Raw genomic sequence first — 16,861 nt, forward strand, 5'->3', positions numbered from 1 at the left:
CGCCCGAGGTGCCGGCGGTGGCCGCTACCTCCCCGGGCTTGAGCACGTTCAGCGAGAGGGCATTGTTGGGCTGGTCCCCTGATTTATAGGTCACGGGTATTCCTGCTTTCAGCCCCAGTTCGTCGGCTACGGCTTTGCTCACAGTGCCGTGCTCGGAGAAAACAGGGTGGATGGCAGGGATCAGGTTTTTGTCAAAGCGGTAGTAGCTGAGCACATCCTCTGAGAGCTGATCCTGCTGGAAATCCCAGAACACGCCTTCTGAGAGGGCCGAGATGCTGGTGGTGATGCTGCCGGTGAGCTTCATGGCCACGTAGTCGCCGGGCAGCATGATCTTGTCGATGTTGTAGTAGAGTTCGGGTTCGTTGGCCTTCACCCAGGCCAGTTTGGAGGCTGTGAAGTTGCCCGGGGAGTTGAGCAGGCGGGAAAGGCTGCGTTCCTTGCCGATGGCTTTGAAGGCTTTGTGGCCAATCTCCACAGCGCGGCTGTCGCACCAGATGATGGCGTTGCGCAGCACCTGCTGCTGCTGGTCCACCACCACCAGGCCATGCATCTGGTAGGCAATGCCGATGGCGCCAATGTCCCTGGGGTGATAGCTGCCCGTGGCGTTGGCTTTCTGCAGGGCGGCCCTGGCATGCTCCCACCACATTTCGGGCGACTGCTCGGCCCAGCCCGCGCGCGGGGAGATGATGTCGGATTCCTCTTCCGGGTATTGCGCCCAGGCCACACACGCCTGCGTCTGGGCGTCCACCACAGATACTTTGATGGACGAGGTGCCGATGTCTATACCTAGTAAAAGCATAAAATGAAATTTAACTGCTTAATGGTGGTCAATAGGATGACGGGCTATACTGACTTATTCAGTATAGCCCGTCGTCATGCAGCCAGCTACTATAGGCCGAATACTTCCGGCAGCCAAAGGCTAAGGGCAGGTATATAGGTTACCAGCAGAAGAGCCACCAACATAGCCAGGAAGAGCGGAATGAGCGGCTTGATTACTTTGCTTATACTGATATTTGCCACTCCACAGCCAACAAACAGTACCGAACCAACAGGAGGGGTGCAAAGGCCAATGCAGAGGTTAAATACCATCAGGATGCCGAAATGCACCGGATGTACGCCCAAAGCCGTTACGACAGGCAGGAAGATCGGCGTAAATATGAGCACAGCAGGTGTCATGTCCATGAAGATACCCACAAACAGCAGGATCAGGTTAATGATGATCAGGATGACGATCTTGTTGTCGCTGATGGAAAGCAGTGCCTCGCTTACTGCCTGCGGAATATTTTCAAACGACATCACCCAGGACATACCCATGGAGGTGCCGATGAGCAGCATCACAATGGCTGTGGTAATCACGGTCGTGATCAGGATTTCTGGCAGATCGGCTACTTTCACCTCGCGGTATACCACCATCGACAGCACTACGGTATAGAGCACTGCTATAGCAGAGGCCTCTGTCGCTGTGAAAACACCAGCTATAATGCCCCCGATCACGATAAAGAGCAGGAAAAGGCTTGGTAAAGCGTCTATCAGTTTTTTGAAGACCACGCTTAGCGGAATGCGATCACCTACGGGGTATTTATTTTTGTGAGCCATAAAGCCGGCGACGCCTATCAGCGAGAGGCCAAGTAGGATACCGGGTACATAGCCTGCCACAAAGAGGGCGGCAATCGATACGCCACCACTTGCCAGGGAGTACACGATCAGGATATTGCTTGGAGGAATGATCATACCCGTTGTGGCAGAAGTGATGTTCACAGCGGCGCTAAAGGATTTGGAATAACCTTCCTTCACCATGCGCGGGTTCATAATACCACCGATGGCTGAAGCCGCTGCCACCGCTGATCCTGAGATGGCCCCGAACAGCATATTGGCCACAATGTTCACGTAGGCCAGCCCGCCGGGTAGCGTGCCGACCAGGCTTTTGGCAAAATCGATTAGCCTCGTAGCAATACCGCCCCGGTTCATCAGTTGACCGGCCAATATAAAGAAAGGTATAGCCAACAAGGCGAAGCTGTCGAGGCCGGTGGCCAGGCGCTGGGCCAATGTAGTGAAAGCGGGTACCGGCGCAATGCTCACCAACATGGTGAGCAGCGCGGAGATACCAATGGAAAAGGCAATGGGGACACCAATGATCAGTAGGAAGAGAAAGCTGACAACCAGTACGATGATCTCAATAAATTCCATAAGGTCCTTTTATTAATGTGTTTGATGCTAGGCCAATTCTTTTCCAATTTCTTCCGGTTCTTCACCCTGCAGGCGCAGGTTCACCAGACTGTAGTACACGATTAGTAGTCCGCTGAGGGGTAGCACGATGTACACATAGCCTAGCGGGATATTGAGGGCTGCGGATGTTTGTTCCAGTTTCAGGGTGATGTAAACCAGTTTGATGCCGCCCCACACCAACACTAAAAAAGCAAATGCTGCTACTACCAGATTGGTGAAAATGCTCAGGTTACGGGCTTTTTTGCCGTGCATTTTAGAAGGAAGTATGTCGATGGCCAGGTGCATCTTTTTACCAGCCACGTAACTGGCACCCAGCAAACCAACCCAGATCAGGATGAAGCGGGCCAGTTCGTCGGTAAAAGAACTGGGTGATTTAAATAGGTACCTGGAAGCTACCTGCCAGAGCACGTTCAGAACCATCAGACTCATCAGACCGACAAGTAACCAGAATAATGCCTTATCTATTTTTTCTCTGATTTTCATAGGTGCTGATTTTTAGGGTTTTGATACAGTTACGATGGCTTCTTTTGGGTTGCCCGTCTGGCGGATGCGCTGGATCAGGCTGTATACCTCCGGCTCGTTTTTGAAGCTCTCGTACATCGGCTCCACCAGTTTTGCAAAAGGCGCCTTATCTGGTGTGCTTACCGTTACGCCTGCGTCTCTTATTGCCTGAAGGGCTTCTATTTCAGCTTCTTCCCAGAGCTCACGCTGCACCTGCGCCGATGCTTCAGCCGCTTCCTGCAGCCACTGTTGCTCCTGTGGCGTCAGGCTTTCCCAAACCACGGTGCTGATCAGTAGAATGTCCGGGATCATGGTGTGCTCGTTGAGTGAGTAGAATTTGCTCACTTCGTAGTGGCGCGACAGGTAGAAGCTCGGCGGATTGTTCTCCGCTCCATCTACCACCCCCTGTTGCAGGGCTGTGTAAAGTTCTCCCCACGACACCGGCGATGCAGCTCCGCCAAAGCTCTTGATCATACCAAAAGCGGTGTTGCTGGCCTGTACTCGTATGGTCATGCCGCGCAGGTCGGCCGGAGTGTCAATTGGTTTCTTTGTGCTGTAGAAACTGCGGCTGCCGGCATCGTAAAAGCAGAGGCCACGCAGCCAGTATTTTTCACCTTCCTTGAGCAGATCATCACCAATGCCGCCGTCCAAAACGTCGTAGTAATGCGCTTTGTCCCGGAAGACATAAGGCAGGCTGAGTACTTTGAAGTTAGGGGAGAAGCTTTCCATTACCGCGGCTGATACTTTAGTCATGCCGATGCTGCCGATCTGGAGGAGTTCAATGCTTTCGCGTTCGCTGCCGAGCTGGGAGCTCGGGTAGATGTCAATCGTCATCTTGCCGCCCGATTTCTCTTTTACCCGCTCCGCCATATAAACCATGGCTTTATGTACCGGGTGTGTTACTTCGAGGGTATGGGCTAGTTTGACTTCGGTGGTTTTGCTTATTTTCTGGCAGGAGTTGGCAACAAGCAGGATGGCCAGTAGGGGAGCGAAAAATGCATAACGCTTATACCTGTAAGCGTAGCGGGAGAGGAGGTATAGGTGCAAGTTTTTCATCACTTCTTCCTGACAGTTTTAACGATCTCAATAGCTTGTTTTGTCAGCTCCTCCAGCTTGGTATAGTCTCTGTTTTCGAGGATGTCTTTGCTGATCATCTTCGAGCCCATGCCTACTGCGCATACGCCAGACTTAAACCAGGTGCTGATGTTATCCTGATTGATCTCGACACCTCCTGTTGGCATGAAAAGCTGACCAGCAAAAAGCTCTTTAATAGATGATACATAGCCTGGCCCCAGCACATTGGCCGGGAAGATCTTGATCAGCGCCGCCTGGTGCTGCTGGGCGGTGTGTATTTCAGTTGGCGTAAAGCAGCCTGGTATCCACAGCAGGCCAGCTTCGTGTGTCAGGTCGCCCACGGCAGGGTTCACGATCGGGCACACAATGTAATCTGCGCCAGCCTCTATAAAAGCTTCAGCCTGGTCGGTGGTTTTGATCGTGCCGATGCCCAGGTGCAGGTCAGGGTATAGCTCGGTTAGTTCTTTTTTAAGAAATCTGAAGTTTTCGAGAGCCGCCGGTCCTCTGTTAGTATATTCCAGTGTGCGGATGCCAGCCTGATACAGCGTCTTCACAACCTCCAGGCTTACCTCAGGGTTTTCGTAGAAGAACAGGGGCAGTAGACCCTGTACTAAAATGGCGTTTAGGGCGCTTTCTTTAGTTTGCATAAGCTAAAATGGTATCATTGATCTCCACCACGGTGCTGGTCGTGGCATCACTCGGAATAAATAATTTCTTGAAGGCAGCGGCAGTGGCAAACTCAACCGTTTCGGTAAGGGGGAGCTGGTGGTAGAAACCATAGATCAGACCTGCCATAAAACAATCGCCACTTCCCACTTTGTCCAGAATCTGCTCTACCTGGTATTCGTGCGAGGTATACAGCGTACCCGCTTCGAATAAGGTAGTAAAATACCGAATGCCCTGCTGATAATCAAATCGGAAGGTGTTGGCTACTGTGCGGCACTTGGGGAACTTCTCCAGAATAGCCTTGGAAGTCAGGGTAGCGTGCTCCTGCAGGCTCTCTTTGTCGAGGTTTGTGATCAGGCCTTCGTCCAGCGGTATATCCAGCATTTTGTTGGCTGCCCAGATGTTGCCCATGATCAGGTCGCAGTACTGAGCTAAAGTAGGCATCACTTCCACCGGATCTTTGCCATACTGCCAGAGCTTGGCGCGGTAGTTCAGGTCCAGTGAGATGGTGATATTCTTCTGCACCGCGACTTTCAGGGCCTCTTCACACACATCGGCAACAGACTGGTTAATAGCAGGGCAGATGGCGCTGAAATGAAACCAACTCACACCCTCGAATACTTTTTCCCAGTCGATCACACCTGGCTTGAGGTCAGCATAAGCCGACCCGGCCCGGTCGTAGATCACGCCAGTATTTTTCAGGTCTTTTCCCTTAGGTAGGTAGTACAGGCCAACGCGATTGCCCTGGTAGACAATACTGTCTGTTTGCACCTGGCGGCTGTTGAGGTAGCCGACCAGTTGCGCTGCCACAAAGTTGTCGGGCAGGGCGGTCAGGTATGCAGAAGGGAGACCCCACAGGGCCAGCGCCGTCGCCACATTGGCTTCTGCACCGCCTACATAGAACGGTAGATTGTTATCGCGGAGCCACTGTCCGTCCTCGTCAGGGCATATCCGGAGGAGCAACTCGCCAAAAGAAAGTATCTTGCCCATACCTGCTTAGAAGTTAAAATATGACTTGGCGTTGTTGTAGCAGATGTCTTCTACCATTTGGCCTAACCAGGCCATTTCGTTAGCTGGTAGCTCGCCGTTTTCCACGTCATTGCCGATCATGTTGCACAGGATTCTTCTGAAATACTCGTGGCGCGGGTAAGAGAGGAAGCTGCGCGAGTCAGTGAGCATACCCACAAAGCGACTCAGCAGACCCATGTTACTCAGGGCATTCAGTTGGCGCTCCATGCCGTCTTTCTGATCGAGGAACCACCAGGCCGAACCATACTGGATCTTGCCCGGCGTGCTGCCGTCGTTGAAGTTGCCGATCATGGTAGCGTATAGCTCGTTCTGGCTCGGGTTCAGGTTGTACAGGATTGTCTTGGCCAGTTGGTTGGAGTTGTCCAGCTTGTCCATGAACTTTGCCAGCGGACGCGCCACGTCAAAGTCTCCGATCGAGTCGAAGCCAGTATCCGGACCCAGTTCACGCATCATGCGGGTGTTGTTGTTGCGGAGCGCTCCGAGGTGGAACTGCTGCGTCCAGTTTTTAGAATGGTCCATCAGGGCCAGTTGCATCAGCATCGCCGATTTGAACTTGAGCACCTCCTCTTTCGTGAGCGACTGCTTTTGCAGCGCCTTCTCGAAGATCGCTTTTACCTCCTGTTCGGTATAGGCTTCTGCATAGATCGTCTCCAGACCGTGGTCCGAAAGGCGGCAGCCTTTCTCGTGGAAGAAGTCGTGGCGCTGCTGCAGAGCGTCTAATAAGCCCTGGTAGTTGTCAATGGCTATACCTGAAGCTTCGGCCAGTTTCTGCAGGTATGGCAGGAACACGGCTTCATCGTCTATCGCCAGCACTTTGTCGGCGCGGAAAGCCGGGAGTACTTGTATACCAAAGTTGCCGGCTTTGATCTTCTGATGATACTCCAACGTGTCGATCGGGTCGTCAGTGGTACAGATGATCTCTACGTTCATTTTTTTGAGAATACCGCGTACGCTGTACTCATCTGTGTGCAGCATTTCGGTGCAGGCATCGTAGATCTCACGTGACGTCTCCGGCTTCAGGATGGTATCGATGCCAAAGGGGCGCTTGAGCTCCATGTGCGTCCAGTGGTAAAGCGGATTGCGCATGGTATAAGGCACTGTTTCAGCCCATTTCTCAAACTTGGCATAATCGTCGGCATCGCCGGTGCAGAAACGTTCCGGTACCCCGTTAGTGCGCATGGCACGCCACTTGTAATGGTCGCCTTCCAACCAGATCTGGGTCAGATTCTCAAACTTGCGATCGTTGGCAATGTCCTGCGGCGAGAGGTGGCAGTGATAATCAATGATGGGCATGTCTTTGGCATGCTCGTGGTATAGCCTGCGTGCCGTCTCTGTCTGTAACAGGAAGTTCTCGTCCAGGAATGGAGTAACGGTGTAAGTGTCTTTAATCGTTTTCATGGTATGGTATAGGCAATGCGCCTATTAAATTCTGATGTATAGATGAAGACTCAGGTGATGAGTCTTCCAATTTAATGAGGGTATAGCTTGCCAATTCAGGTATAGCCAGGCCATACCTGTCGCGTCGCTAGGCCATGTTCTCCTGCTTTTCGGCCAGCTGCAAGGTCTTCAACTCAGTTGTCACTAAGTCTGCTAATCCCGGGATCTCCGTGAGGTCCCTCTCCCAGAAGTCTTTGTTCGTCAGCACGGCAGTTACCACCTCTTCAGCTGATTCCTGCTGCCATGCCTTCTCAAAGAAAGCCAGCACTTCTGGCGTATCATTCAGCGGAATACTTTCGCCATTCCACTCACCTTTATAAAAGAGAATCATGGCGGCCAATGACTGTAGCAATCGTTTCGGCAGCTGACTTTTGCGTTTGTGGTATTCCAGTACCGACGGCAGCACGCGCACCTTGTACTTCGACACGGAGTTAAGGGCAATGCTGATCAGTTCGTGGCGGATGAACGGGTTCTGGAAACGCTCGATCACATCATTTGCAAACTGCTCCAGCTCTTCCTCAGGCAGGTCAAGCGTCGGGATGATCTCTTCAAAAATAGCTTTTCTAATGAAACTGCCAGCCTTTTCGTCCTCTATAGCGTCACGCACGGTGCGCAGACCCTGCAGATAAGCGACTGGTACCAGCGCCGTATGTGCTCCGTTCAGGATGCGTACTTTGCGGGTACGGTAGGGGGTGAGGTCCTCTACAAATTTTACCTGTAATTCGGCTTCATTAACGGGGAAAGCGGCCCTAACAACCTTTGGAGCCTCGATCACCCAAAGGTGGAAAGGCTCGGCTTTTACGACCAGGTTATCGTGGTAGCCAATTTCCTGCTGAATCTCTTGTATGTTGTCTTTCGGAAAGCCCGGCACAATGCGGTCCACCAGCGTGTTGCAGAAGTAGTTGTGTTGCTCGATCCAAGCAGTGAATTCGGCCGGGAGGTTCCAGTGTTTGGCGTATGCCTGAATCGCCTCGCGCAGAGCCTCCCCGTTTTTCTCGATGAGTTCGCAGGGAATCAGGTATAGCCCTTTGTCTGCAGCGCCATCGAAATGCTTAAATCGATGATAAAGCAGTACAGTCAGCTTACCCGGGAAGCTGTTCGGCAAACTTTCCATACCTGTATCAGCTTCATCGAAAGCGATGCCTGCCTCTGTGGTGTTGGAAATGACAAACTGCAGCTCCGGATTTTCGCCCAGCGCCAGGTAAGCTCTGTAGTTTTCATATGGGTTGGTCGCATCCGCGATACAGCTGATCAGACGCAACTCGCGGGTGGTTTCGCCGCCTTGTAAACCTTCCAGCAAAACGTGGTACAGTCCCTCCTGCTGTTGGAGCAGATGCACAATGCCTTTATCCAGCGGCTGCACGATCTGTACCTGCCCGTTGAATTTGGTGCGTTCGTTTAGCAGGTCAATGATCCAGTCTACGAAACCACGAAGGAAATTTCCCTCTCCGAATTGTAAAACCTTAACCGGATGCTGCTGTGGCAAACTGGCTGTACGACGGTTGAGCTGCTTCATAATGTTCTGATTTTGAATAGGTATAGGCTCTTGTTATTTTGTATTACTTTTTAATATTTTCACCTGGCCAGAGAGCAACCGTTTTTTGTCAAAACTGTGCAATCGATTGTATGGCAGGTCTAAAAAACAGCCGCCTTTTACAGCGGCTAAGGTATAGCTCCCGATACCCCGACTACTTGCGCAGCGAGGACTTACGGGCGATCAACTCTGGTTTCAGGACAGTCTTCTGCGACACGATGCCTTTCTCACCGGACTTGAAATGCTCAAAAAAGAGTTCCGCCGTGATATTGCCCATCTTGATACTACGCTGATCTACGGTAGTGAGCGGCGGATCTGTGAACGAGGTAAACGGTTCGTTCGAGAATCCTGCCAATGCCACCTGCTGTGGAATCTGGATATCGCGCTCCTTCAGCACCTGCATGGCACCCATGGCGGCGTAATCACTGGCCGAGAACACCGCATCCGGCATTTGCTTGAGCTTCAATAGTTTTTTCATACCCTCTCTGCCGTCTTCCAACTGCAAATCACCTTTAATCACCAACTGCTCGTCATACGGTATATCGTAGTCGCGCAGGGCATCGGTATAGCCACGCAGACGCTCTTTAAATACGCTCACTTTCTTCGGGCTGGTAAAGTGCGCAATGCGTTTGCAACCCTGCTGGATCAGGTGCTCTACTGTTTTATAGGCGCCCAGGTAGTCATCGATCATTACCTGGCTCACTTCCAGTTCGTCGGTGGTGCGGTCAAACAGCACCAGCGGTATACCTTTCGACTGCACCTTTTTGAAGTGGTCGAAGTTCTCAGTGTTCTTACCAATAGAGGCGATGATGCCGTCTACCCGTGCATTCAGCAGCGCCTCAATGGTCTGCACTTCCTTCTCGTAGTTGTCATACGACTGGCAGATGATCACCTTATAATTCAGGTTGTTGGCGATCTCTTCTATACCTCGTACCACGGAGGCGAAAAAATAGCGGTCAGCTGTCGGCACGATCACTCCTATGATGTAGCTCTTGCCATGGCGCAGTGCCGCTGCAATGTTGTTGGGCTGATAATTCAGCTGTTTGGCTGTCTTGAGCACCGCTTTTTTGGTGGCGTCGCTGATGCGCGGGTTGTCATTAAGCGCACGCGATACCGTAGAAGCCGTAATATTTAGCTTCTCTGCAATATCATGTATGGTTACTTTTGTCTTTGTTGACATATCTGTCTTTTAGAGCTTTTACCGGAATCCCGGAGCCCTATTGTTCGTTGGCCGGTTTACCGATGGTTGCTAATATACCACCATCTACATAAATAATCTGGCCATTTATAAAATCACTCGCGCTGCTGGAGAGAAAAACTGCTGTCCCGCCCAGGTCCTCGGGATCACCCCAACGACCGGCCGGGGTACGGCGCACAATAAAATCGTTAAACGGATGTCCGTCCACGCGGATAGGGGCTGTCTGCTCTGTCGCAAAATAGCCTGGCCCAATGCCGTTTACCTGTATGTTATACCTGGCCCATTCCGTAGCGAGGTTGCGAGTCAGCATTTTAAGACCGCCCTTGGCAGCCGCATAAGCAGAAACCGTGTCGCGCCCCAATTCGCTCATCATGGAGCAGATGTTGATAATCTTGCCCTGCCGTCGCTCCACCATATATCTGGCCACGTGCTTGGAAACGATGAAGGGGGCGGTCAGGTCTACATCCAGCACCTGCCGGAAATCTGCCTCGTCCATTTCCAGCGCAGGGATGCGCTTGATGATACCGGCATTGTTTACCAAGATGCTGATCGGGCCGACTTCCTGTTCTATTTGCGCAATGTTTTGCTGTACCTGTTGGGCGTCCGTAACGTCGAACAGGTAACCATAAGCGGTCAGACCGGCTGCTCTGTAACTTGCCAGTGCCTCTTCCATTTTGGATGGTGTGTGGCCGTTGATGACCAGCGTAGCGCCTGCCTTGCCTATTGCAGTGGCCATAGCCATGCCTAAACCGTGCGTGGCACCGGTTATCAAGGCAACTTGTCCGGTCAGGTCAAACAATGCGTTCATGTTCATCTTATTTCAGGTCAGTAGGTGCTACTTTATCCATGTCGTTGTAATCCAGGTTTTCTCCGGCCATACCCCAGATGAAGGTATAGTTGCTGGTGCCGGCACCGCTGTGGATGGACCACGGTGGCGAAATGATGGCTTGGTTGTTTTTCACCCAAAGGTGGCGTGTCTCCTCGGGTTCTCCCATAAAGTGGCACACGGCCTGGTCTTCCGGCAACTCAAAGTAAAAGTACGCCTCCATACGGCGGTCATGGGTATGGGCCGGCATGGTGTTCCAGACGCTGCCCGGCTGCAATTCTGTAATGCCCATCTGCAGCTGGCAAGTTTGCACCACACTATTAATAAGCACTTTGCGGATAATGCGGTGATTCGAGTTCTCCAAAGCGCCCAGTTCTACGGTCTCGGCTTCGCTCAGCGACACCTTGCGGGTTGGGTAGGTGTGGTGTGCAGGAGCAGAGTTAAAGTAATAAAGCGCTTTTCCTGATTTGCTTGTGTTGAAATAGATCTCCTTAGCACCTTTTCCTATATATAAAGCCTCTTTTGGGGCCAACTCATAGGTCTCGCCGTCTACGGTCACACTGCCTGCCGCTCCAACATTGATAATGCCAAGCTCCCGGCGATCCAGAAAGTGCTCGGAACGCAGCGTCGGGAAGGTTTCCAGTTTTAAAGGCTTCTCTACTGGGTGGGCACCGCCTACCACCAGTCTGTCGTGCAAGGTATAGGTTGCGTGCACGGTGTCCGCTTTAAACAACTGCTCGATCAGGAAGTGCTCACGAAGTTTTGCTGTATCATAGTTCCGGCTGTCTGCCGGGTGGGTAGCGTGTCTTACTGTATAGGTTATGCTCATGTCTTTTTTATACTGTCAATGTGCGTAATCGTTTGCGCAAAGTAATAAATATTTTTACACAACAATAATAATTTTAGTAAAATTATCTCAGGTATAGGGCAGGGTACAAGAAAATGAATTTTTAAACTAAGATTTTAAAATGTCAATAAAAGGGCTTATTTCTTAGTTAATTTTCAAAAATGTTTAAACAAGGTTATTGAAAAATGATTTATTGAAAAATAAAAGAACTTTTTATTGTTTTTTTTGAGGAGAGTTATTAAAATGCAATCGGTTGCGCAAATTATTTGTGCAAGCAGGGCAGAAGTTTAGGTTCAAGTGGTGCAACTAAGTCGCCATTCAGAGAATTTAGGTTCAGCCAACCACGCGCCGAAAATACTTATGCAAGGTTTTAAACCTGAAGAATAAATACAGTCCTTATAATAACAAACTAATCTATACCTATGCAACATGTTTTACTAAAGAAGATGAAATACCAGCTCACGGTATTGTTTGTCTTCGCCGCCTTTGCCGGCGCGTTTGCCCAGGGCTTTACTGTAACGGGCAAAGTAGTGGATGAGAAAGGGGAGGGTCTGCCCGGGGTAACCGTCCTGGTGAAGGGTACTACGGTGGCTACCCCAACGGATGTGGAGGGTGGTTACAAGCTGGTTGCTCCAAGTGGTGATGCTGTGTTGGTGTTCCGCTTTATTGGTTACCAGCCGCAGGAGCTGCAAATAAGCAACCGCAGCACGGTAGATGTAAGAATGGAGCCCGACGCAAAGGCGCTGGATGAAGTAGTGGTGATCGGTTACCAGGAGGTGTCACGTAAAGAGTTGACGGGTTCTGTTTCGTCGGTCGGTGCCAAGCAGCTGCGCGATATACCTGTGAGCACGGCAGCGGAGGCGCTTGCCGGTCGACTGGCAGGTGTGCAGGTGACCACCTCTGAAGGACAGCCGGGTGCCGAAATCCAGATCCGGGTACGTGGTGGCGGTTCGATTACGCAGGATAACTCTCCTTTATATATAGTAGACGGTATCCAGATGGAGAATGCGCTTTCTGTGCTTTCTCCTCAGGAAATCGAGACGATTGACGTGCTGAAAGATGCTGCCTCTACCGCAATTTATGGTGCCAGAGGTGCCAACGGTGTAGTATTGATCACAACGAAAGGTGGTGTGGAAATGCCGACGCAGGTGACTTACAATGGTTTTGCCGGTGTGCGCAGCATTGTAAATAAGCTGGACGTGATGAATCCTTACGATTTCGTGAAATACCAGTACCAGATCTACAACTTCAACACAAACCAGGAAACACGCGATAACTTTGTGACGCGCTACGGTCGTTACGAAGACATTGATATTTATCAGAACATGCCATTCACCGATTGGCAGGACGAAGTATTCGGTCGTGATGCTTATAGCCAGACGCATATTGTAGGAGTATCAGGTGGCTCTAAAATAACAACCTTTAATGTAACGCTGAACCATACCGATGAAGATGGTATCATGCTGAACTCTGGTTTTGTAAGAACACTGGCTTCTATTAAGTTTGATCATAAAATAAGTGACCGCCTGAAAGTAGGGGTGAACAGCCGCTACAGCCGCCAGCGAATTGACGGTGTGGGTACTTCCAGCACAGGTTCACAGAGCACCAACAGACTCAGAAACTCAGTTCGTTTCAGACCATTTGTTGCCCCGGGCCAGGAAAACGTGATCGATGAATTTGATCCGGAATTTGCAAACCTAACCAACCTGACCAGCCCTGTTTTACTGGCCAATCAAGAGCTAAGAAATGATTACCGCAACGACCTTTTACTAAATGGCTGGGCGAGCTTTGATATCATCAAAAATCTGACGGCAAGAACTGTGTTCGGTATCACGTCAAATAACCGGGATGTGAACATCTTCAATGGCCCGGTGACAGGTATTGCGCGTCAGAATGCAGGTATGCCTGTCGTGCAGTTGCAGGCAGGGGAGGCGCTTTCAATTACAAACTCCAACACGCTGAACTACCGTTTCACGGTAGCTGATGCGCATAAGTTTGACGCTCTGATCGGACAGGAGATCTGGCAACGCAAAACGACTAACCGTAACATCACCACCAAGTGGCTACCAGAAGATATCACACCAGAGCAAGCCTTTGCAGGTATACAGAAAGCAACTCCTCCGGCTGGTCTTATCCAGGATGCACCAACCACAGCGGAATCAGAACAAAGACTTCTTTCGTATTTTGGTCGCTTGAGCTACAGCTTCAACGACAAGTACCGCGCCGTATTCAACCTTCGTCGTGATGCTTCTTCGCTGTTCTCACCTGAGAACAGAGTGGGCTACTTCCCATCAGCCTCGGTTGCATGGCACATTGGAGAAGAAAACTTTATGGCCTTTTCGCAGAAATGGCTATCTGACCTGAAAGTACGAGCTAGTATAGGTGAAGTAGGTAACAACCGGGTTGGGGTTGACCTTTGGAAGACAATGTTTGTGGCAGCCGGCAACGACGGGTATGCTTTCAACGAAGCGATCACACCGGGCTTTGCCGCTAACGACCTGGCCAACTCGAACCTGAAATGGGAGACTACTTTATCCAGAAACCTTGGCTTCGATTTTTCCATTTTCAATAACCGCATCAACGCCTCTATCGACTTGTATAAAAACAGTACCAGAGACCTGTTGCTTCGCGCCAACATTCCACAGACCAGCGGTTACGAGTGGCAGTTCCAGAACATCGGTGAGACAGAGAACAGAGGTCTGGAAGTACAGTTGAACGGTATCGTGGTAGATACCAAAGACTTTACCTGGTCTTCTAACTTCAACATTGCTTTCAACAGAAATAAGATCGTAAGTCTGGGCCTTGACCCAAGTGGCGTACCGCGTAACTCATACCTGGTTGAGTCTGGCTGGGTAAACAGCCTACAGGACTTTATTGTAGAGGTGGGGCAGCCAGTTGGCCAGTTCTATGGTTACATGACCGATGGTTACTATACCTTGGATGACTTCAACCATACCTTTAACGAAGAAACCGGAGCCTGGACCTATACCTTGAAAGAGAATGTGCCGGATAGCCGTGCCGTTGCATTAGGTAACAGAGCTCCTCAACCTGGCGATCTTAAACTGAAAAAACTGGCTGATACAGGAAGCAATCTGATTACGACAGAAGACAGAACCGTGCTCGGCAACGCACAGCCTAAGTTCATTGGTGGCTTTAACCAGCAGTTTGCTTACAAGGGGTTCGACTTAAGTCTTTTCATGAACTTCTCTTATGGCAACAAGGTGTACAATGCCAACAAAGTTGAGTTCACGACTCAGTACCTGTACCGCGATAACAACATGCTGAGCCTGATGAACGACAGATGGCAGTGGTATGACGATGCCGGTCAACTGGTGACAAACCCAGAGCAGCTTGCCGCCATGAACCAGGACGCAAAATACTGGACACCGGCTGGCGGTCAGTACTTCCTGCACTCATTTGCGATCGAAGACGGTTCTTTCCTACGCATCAGCAACCTGACACTGGGTTACTCGCTACCTGAGAGCCTGTTGAAGCGAACAGGTTTCATCTCTAAGTTCCGTGTGTATGGCACCGTGAACAACCTGCTCACCATTACGGGTTACTCTGGTTACGACCCGGAGGCCAACACCCGTCGCAGTAACCCGCTGACACCAAGTGTTGACTACGCTGCTTACCCACGCAGCCGCTTCATACTGGGTGGTGTAAATGTTACTTTCTAGAATATTAAAGCATTAGCAAAGATGAAAAAGTCCTATATAAAGTCACTTGTTCTGTTCCTTGCCATGGGGGGAAGCCTGACATTTACATCCTGTGAGCATTACCTGGATGTGGAGAACCCTTCTACTATTTCGCAGGATGCAGTTTTTACCAGTGTATCCTATACCAACTCGGCAGTTATCAGCATCTACAACAGGTTGATGGGTGATAATACGTATGGTAGCCGCATCTCGACCCTGTACCCAAATGCAGCTGATGACTTCAGAGTGGGGGGTGCCTACAATCCGCTCGACCGAAGAGGTATCAGTGGCTATGGCGTGCACCCGGATAACACAGAACTATTCAGACCCTTTCTGGAGCTGTACTCAGGTATAGAAAGAGCCAATATCGCCATCAAATACATACCTGCCTCCAATCTCTATACCAACGGCACTGCTGCTGAGCAGGCAGCCATGCGGAAGCTGCATGGTGAGGCGCTGACACTGCGTGCCGTGTTTTATCACGAGTTAATCCGCAACTGGGGTGATGTCCCGGCACAGTTTGAGCCTTCTGCTGATATTCCAGACCTCAACCTGCCCAAGACTGACCGCGACGAGATCTATGACCGACTTCTGGATGACCTGAAACTGGCTGCAGAATTGGTGCCGTGGCGCTCAGAATCTGGCGACCCGAGTACCCGCGTGACGAAAGGTGCCGTGAAAGGTCTGCGTGCTCGACTGGCCCTGGCCCGTGGCGGTTACTCACTCAGAAGAGATAGCCGCGCCATGGAGCGCCGCGCTGATTACAAAGACTATTATCAGATTGCGCGTGACGAAACCTGGGATATCATCCAAAGTGGTCAGCATGGCCTGAACCCAAGCTATGAGAATATATTCCGCGGACTGCACACCACATCCATGGATCCAACAGGGGAGCGTATTTTTGAAGCAGGTGCCTATGGCGGTAACGCCCGCACGGACAGTAAACTGGGCTACTCGAACGGACTCAGAATAGATGCTAGCTCCAGTTACGGTCAGGCAAACGGACAGCTGGAAGCCATTCCGACTTACTTCTATGAATTCGACCAGATAGGAGACTCCAGAAGAGATGTGACATTGGCTTACTTCTCCATCAACAAAGATGACCAAATTGACCTGTCAACCTCTATACTGATGCGCGACGGTAAGTTCAGAAAATACTGGACAGGTATAACCGGCACAAACCAGACCCTGGGTATCAACTGGCCGATCCTGCGCTATGCTGATGTGCTGCTGATGTTTGCCGAGGCTGATAACGAACTGAAAGGTGGTCCGAGTGGAGAGGCAGTAGCCGCTTACGAAGCAGTAAGAAGAAGAGCTTTTGCCGGAAATGAAGACAGAATGGGTGTGGCGCCAACCGATCAGCAGGGCTTTTTCCAGGCAGTGGCCCAGGAGCGTCTACTGGAGTTCGGAGGTGAGGGCATCCGCAAGTATGACTTGATCCGGTGGAATCAGCTGGAGAGCGTGATCAACCAGACTCGCGCTAATCTGGTGGATTTCCGAAATGGAACAGGCAGGTATGCCAACGTGCCAAACTATGTGTACGTGAAACTGACGCCATTCCGCAACAGCCCTACTGTAGCACAGGAAATGGCAGGATTGGACCTGATCGGAGGCTCTGTATCAGAAGCGATGTATACCCCAGGGCCAACCTCTACCCCGGAAGGCTATACCCGCAAGAACTGGCGTGCCGCATTGAACGATACCTATGCCGAGCAGTTTGCCGTTGCTTTCCAGCCAGGACAGTCAGAGCTGTTCCCGATCTACTCCGGTGTGCTTAACCAGAACTTCAGGCTAACACAGGATTACGGATATTAATTTTTAATCA

At 50.9% G+C, this 16,861-nt stretch carries 13 protein-coding genes; 2 read left to right on the forward strand and 11 right to left on the reverse strand.

The window, feature by feature from the left end; translation table 11 throughout:
- From K3G39_RS05165 to kduI, 11 genes are all read right to left on the reverse strand, one after another.
- On the reverse strand, nt 1-799 hold a 799-nt coding region (locus K3G39_RS05165), incomplete at its 3' end, for an FGGY family carbohydrate kinase (RefSeq protein ID WP_255594008.1).
- Between the two features lie 89 nt (nt 800-888).
- Entirely contained in the window at nt 889-2,187 is a 1,299-nt protein-coding gene (locus K3G39_RS05170) for a TRAP transporter large permease (protein ID WP_220625121.1), read from the reverse strand.
- A gap of 27 nt (nt 2,188-2,214) precedes the next feature.
- Entirely contained in the window at nt 2,215-2,709 is a 495-nt protein-coding gene (locus tag K3G39_RS05175; protein WP_220625122.1) for a TRAP transporter small permease, read from the reverse strand.
- Nucleotides 2,710-2,721: 12 nt separating this feature from the next.
- Entirely contained in the window at nt 2,722-3,783 is a 1,062-nt protein-coding gene (locus K3G39_RS05180; protein WP_220625123.1) for a TRAP transporter substrate-binding protein, read from the reverse strand.
- Nucleotides 3,783-4,448 (reverse strand): bifunctional 4-hydroxy-2-oxoglutarate aldolase/2-dehydro-3-deoxy-phosphogluconate aldolase, encoded by a 666-nt coding sequence (locus K3G39_RS05185; RefSeq protein WP_220625124.1) that lies wholly within the window; start codon nt 4,446-4,448, stop codon nt 3,783-3,785. The genes K3G39_RS05180 and K3G39_RS05185 overlap by 1 nt, the downstream gene beginning before the upstream one ends.
- Complete coding sequence (locus tag K3G39_RS05190; protein ID WP_220625125.1) at nt 4,438-5,457, reverse strand: sugar kinase; 1,020 nt, start codon at nt 5,455-5,457, stop codon at nt 4,438-4,440. Before K3G39_RS05190 ends, K3G39_RS05185 begins: the two co-directional genes overlap by 11 nt.
- A 6-nt stretch (nt 5,458-5,463) precedes the next feature.
- A complete protein-coding gene (gene uxaC / locus K3G39_RS05195) occupies nt 5,464-6,894 on the reverse strand; it encodes a glucuronate isomerase (protein WP_220625126.1) in 1,431 nt (476 codons plus the stop codon).
- A 127-nt stretch (nt 6,895-7,021) separates the two neighbouring features.
- The gene (locus K3G39_RS05200; protein WP_220625127.1) at nt 7,022-8,449 is read right to left on the reverse strand and encodes a tagaturonate reductase; all 1,428 of its coding nucleotides are present in this window, start codon (nt 8,447-8,449) and stop codon (nt 7,022-7,024) included.
- Between the two features lie 172 nt (nt 8,450-8,621).
- The gene (locus tag K3G39_RS05205; RefSeq protein ID WP_220625128.1) at nt 8,622-9,647 is read right to left on the reverse strand and encodes a LacI family DNA-binding transcriptional regulator; all 1,026 of its coding nucleotides are present in this window, start codon (nt 9,645-9,647) and stop codon (nt 8,622-8,624) included.
- Nucleotides 9,648-9,684: 37 nt separating this feature from the next.
- Entirely contained in the window at nt 9,685-10,473 is a 789-nt protein-coding gene (locus K3G39_RS05210) for a gluconate 5-dehydrogenase (protein ID WP_255594010.1), read from the reverse strand.
- A 7-nt stretch (nt 10,474-10,480) separates the two neighbouring features.
- Nucleotides 10,481-11,320: a 5-dehydro-4-deoxy-D-glucuronate isomerase gene (gene kduI / locus K3G39_RS05215; protein WP_220625130.1), complete on the reverse strand. Its 840-nt coding sequence runs from the start codon at nt 11,318-11,320 to the stop codon at nt 10,481-10,483.
- A gap of 440 nt (nt 11,321-11,760) precedes the next feature.
- On the opposite strand from kduI, the gene K3G39_RS05220 reads away from it, so the two are divergent.
- The gene (locus tag K3G39_RS05220; protein WP_255594012.1) at nt 11,761-15,018 is read left to right on the forward strand and encodes a TonB-dependent receptor; all 3,258 of its coding nucleotides are present in this window, start codon (nt 11,761-11,763) and stop codon (nt 15,016-15,018) included.
- Between the two features lie 21 nt (nt 15,019-15,039).
- Nucleotides 15,040-16,851 carry a RagB/SusD family nutrient uptake outer membrane protein gene (locus K3G39_RS05225; protein ID WP_220625131.1) on the forward strand — a complete coding sequence of 604 codons (1,812 nt, stop codon included), beginning with the start codon at nt 15,040-15,042 and terminating at the stop codon, nt 16,849-16,851.
- The last annotated feature ends 10 nt before the right edge of the window (nt 16,852-16,861 follow it).

Origin of the sequence: Pontibacter sp. HSC-14F20 (assembly GCF_019599265.1) — a bacterium.
Classification (GTDB): domain Bacteria; phylum Bacteroidota; class Bacteroidia; order Cytophagales; family Hymenobacteraceae; genus Pontibacter.

Coding starts and splice junctions, on each gene's coding strand:
- K3G39_RS05170 (WP_220625121.1), bottom strand. CDS start 2,187: ATGGAATTTATTGAGATCATCGTACTGGTTGTCAGCTTTCTCTTCCTA.
- K3G39_RS05175 (WP_220625122.1), bottom strand. CDS start 2,709: ATGAAAATCAGAGAAAAAATAGATAAGGCATTATTCTGGTTACTTGTC.
- K3G39_RS05180 (WP_220625123.1), bottom strand. CDS start 3,783: ATGAAAAACTTGCACCTATACCTCCTCTCCCGCTACGCTTACAGGTAT.
- K3G39_RS05185 (WP_220625124.1), bottom strand. CDS start 4,448: ATGCAAACTAAAGAAAGCGCCCTAAACGCCATTTTAGTACAGGGTCTA.
- K3G39_RS05190 (WP_220625125.1), bottom strand. CDS start 5,457: ATGGGCAAGATACTTTCTTTTGGCGAGTTGCTCCTCCGGATATGCCCT.
- uxaC (WP_220625126.1), bottom strand. CDS start 6,894: ATGAAAACGATTAAAGACACTTACACCGTTACTCCATTCCTGGACGAG.
- K3G39_RS05200 (WP_220625127.1), bottom strand. CDS start 8,449: ATGAAGCAGCTCAACCGTCGTACAGCCAGTTTGCCACAGCAGCATCCG.
- K3G39_RS05205 (WP_220625128.1), bottom strand. CDS start 9,647: ATGTCAACAAAGACAAAAGTAACCATACATGATATTGCAGAGAAGCTA.
- K3G39_RS05210 (WP_255594010.1), bottom strand. CDS start 10,473: ATGAACGCATTGTTTGACCTGACCGGACAAGTTGCCTTGATAACCGGT.
- kduI (WP_220625130.1), bottom strand. CDS start 11,320: ATGAGCATAACCTATACAGTAAGACACGCTACCCACCCGGCAGACAGC.
- K3G39_RS05220 (WP_255594012.1), top strand. CDS start 11,761: ATGCAACATGTTTTACTAAAGAAGATGAAATACCAGCTCACGGTATTG.
- K3G39_RS05225 (WP_220625131.1), top strand. CDS start 15,040: ATGAAAAAGTCCTATATAAAGTCACTTGTTCTGTTCCTTGCCATGGGG.